General features: G+C 51.0%; 1 rRNA gene. It reads right to left on the bottom strand.

The annotated features are described in order from the left end of the window. Positions 1 to 60 precede the first annotated feature (60 nt). Positions 61 to 2952: ribosomal RNA gene (locus PMI38_RS17615) — 23S ribosomal RNA — on the bottom strand. Between the last annotated feature and the right edge of the window lie 192 nt (positions 2953 to 3144).

Below are 3144 nucleotides of genomic sequence, written 5' to 3'. Positions count from 1 at the left end.
ACTTTCGGTTCTTTCGTCTTCACCACCACAATCTGCAGCAGCAAATTGCTTGGGTGTTATATGGTCAAGCCTCACGGGCAATTAGTATTGGTTAGCTCAACGCCTCACAGCGCTTACACACCCAACCTATCAACGTCGTAGTCTTCGACGGCCCTTTAGGGGATTCAAGATCCCAGTGAGATCTCATCTTGAGGCAAGTTTCCCGCTTAGATGCTTTCAGCGGTTATCTCTTCCGAACATAGCTACCCGGCAATGCCACTGGCGTGACAACCGGAACACCAGAGGTTCGTCCACTCCGGTCCTCTCGTACTAGGAGCAGCCCCTCTCAAATCTCAAACGTCCACGGCAGATAGGGACCGAACTGTCTCACGACGTTCTAAACCCAGCTCGCGTACCACTTTAAATGGCGAACAGCCATACCCTTGGGACCGGCTTCAGCCCCAGGATGTGATGAGCCGACATCGAGGTGCCAAACACCGCCGTCGATATGAACTCTTGGGCGGTATCAGCCTGTTATCCCCGGAGTACCTTTTATCCGTTGAGCGATGGCCCTTCCATACAGAACCACCGGATCACTAAGACCTACTTTCGTACCTGCTCGACGTGTTTGTCTCGCAGTCAAGCGCGCTTTTGCCTTTATACTCTACGACCGATTTCCGACCGGTCTGAGCGCACCTTCGTACTCCTCCGTTACTCTTTGGGAGGAGACCGCCCCAGTCAAACTACCCACCATACACTGTCCTCGATCCGGATAACGGACCTGAGTTAGAACCTCAAAGTTGCCAGGGTGGTATTTCAAGGATGGCTCCATGAGAACTGGCGTCCCCACTTCAAAGCCTCCCACCTATCCTACACAAGCAAATTCAAAGTCCAGTGCAAAGCTATAGTAAAGGTTCACGGGGTCTTTCCGTCTAGCCGCGGATACACTGCATCTTCACAGCGATTTCAATTTCACTGAGTCTCGGGTGGAGACAGCGCCGCCATCGTTACGCCATTCGTGCAGGTCGGAACTTACCCGACAAGGAATTTCGCTACCTTAGGACCGTTATAGTTACGGCCGCCGTTTACCGGGGCTTCGATCAAGAGCTTCGCTTGCGCTAACCCCATCAATTAACCTTCCGGCACCGGGCAGGCGTCACACCCTATACGTCCACTTTCGTGTTTGCAGAGTGCTGTGTTTTTAATAAACAGTCGCAGCGGCCTGGTATCTTCGACCGGCGTGGGCTTACGCAGCAAGTGCTTCACCCTCACCGGCGCACCTTCTCCCGAAGTTACGGTGCCATTTTGCCTAGTTCCTTCACCCGAGTTCTCTCAAGCGCCTTGGTATTCTCTACCTAACCACCTGTGTCGGTTTGGGGTACGGTTCCCAGTTATCTGAAGCTTAGGAGCTTTTCTTGGAAGCATGGTATCAACCACTTCGTCGCCTAATGGCAACTCGTCATCAGCTCTCGGCCTTGAAATCCCGGATTTGCCTAAGATTTCAGCCTACCACCTTAAACCTGGACAACCAACGCCAGGCTGGCCTAACCTTCTCCGTCCCTCCATCGCAATAACTGGAAGTACAGGAATATTAACCTGTTTTCCATCGACTACGCTTTTCAGCCTCGCCTTAGGGACCGACTAACCCTGCGTCGATTAACGTTGCGCAGGAAACCTTGGTCTTTCGGCGTGCGAGTTTTTCACTCGCATTGTCGTTACTCATGTCAGCATTCGCACTTCTGATACCTCCAGCAAGCTTCTCAACTCACCTTCACAGGCTTACAGAACGCTCCTCTACCGCATCACCAAAGGTGATACCCGTAGCTTCGGTGCATGGTTTGAGCCCCGTTACATCTTCCGCGCAGGCCGACTCGACTAGTGAGCTATTACGCTTTCTTTAAAGGGTGGCTGCTTCTAAGCCAACCTCCTAGCTGTCTAAGCCTTCCCACATCGTTTCCCACTTAACCATGACTTTGGGACCTTAGCTGACGGTCTGGGTTGTTTCCCTTTTCACGACGGACGTTAGCACCCGCCGTGTGTCTCCCATGCTCGGCACTTGTAGGTATTCGGAGTTTGCATCGGTTTGGTAAGTCGGGATGACCCCCTAGCCGAAACAGTGCTCTACCCCCTACAGTGATACATGAGGCGCTACCTAAATAGCTTTCGAGGAGAACCAGCTATCTCCGAGCTTGATTAGCCTTTCACTCCGATCCACAGGTCATCCGCTAACTTTTCAACGGTAGTCGGTTCGGTCCTCCAGTCAGTGTTACCTAACCTTCAACCTGCCCATGGATAGATCGCCCGGTTTCGGGTCTATACCCAGCGACTAAACGCCCTATTAAGACTCGCTTTCGCTACGCCTCCCCTATTCGGTTAAGCTCGCCACTGAATATAAGTCGCTGACCCATTATACAAAAGGTACGCAGTCACCTAACAAAGTAGGCTCCCACTGCTTGTACGCATACGGTTTCAGGATCTATTTCACTCCCCTCTCCGGGGTTCTTTTCGCCTTTCCCTCACGGTACTAGTTCACTATCGGTCAGTCAGTAGTATTTAGCCTTGGAGGATGGTCCCCCCATATTCAGACAAAGTTTCTCGTGCTCCGTCCTACTCGATTTCATTGATAAGAGATTTTCGTGTACGGGGCTATCACCCACTATGGCCACACTTTCCAGAGTGTTCCACTAATCTCAAACCAACTTAAGGGCTGGTCCCCGTTCGCTCGCCACTACTAAGGGAATCTCGGTTGATTTCTTTTCCTCAGGGTACTTAGATGTTTCAGTTCCCCTGGTTCGCCTCTTGCACCTATGTATTCAGTACAAGATAACCAGCTTGTGCTGGCTGGGTTCCCCCATTCAGAGATCTCTGGATCACAGTCTGTTTGCCGACTCCCCAAAGCTTATCGCAGGCTACCACGTCTTTCATCGCCTCTGACTGCCAAGGCATCCACCGTATGCGCTTCTTCACTTGACCATATAACCCCAAGCAATCTGGTTATACTGTGAAGACGACATTCGCCGAAAATTCGTACGTTGCTCTTTCGAGCAGAACTCACAAATTTTACCTTAGCCTGATCACACACCAGTGAAAGTGCATGTCAGTCTATATCTATCACATATCCGAATTTTTAAAGAACGATCTGACAAAAGTCAGAAATCAACATTC

It is taken from the genome of Pseudomonas sp. GM84 (assembly GCF_000282535.1).
GTDB lineage: Bacteria > Pseudomonadota > Gammaproteobacteria > Pseudomonadales > Pseudomonadaceae > Aquipseudomonas.
This window is presented reverse-complemented; position numbering and strand designations above follow the sequence as displayed.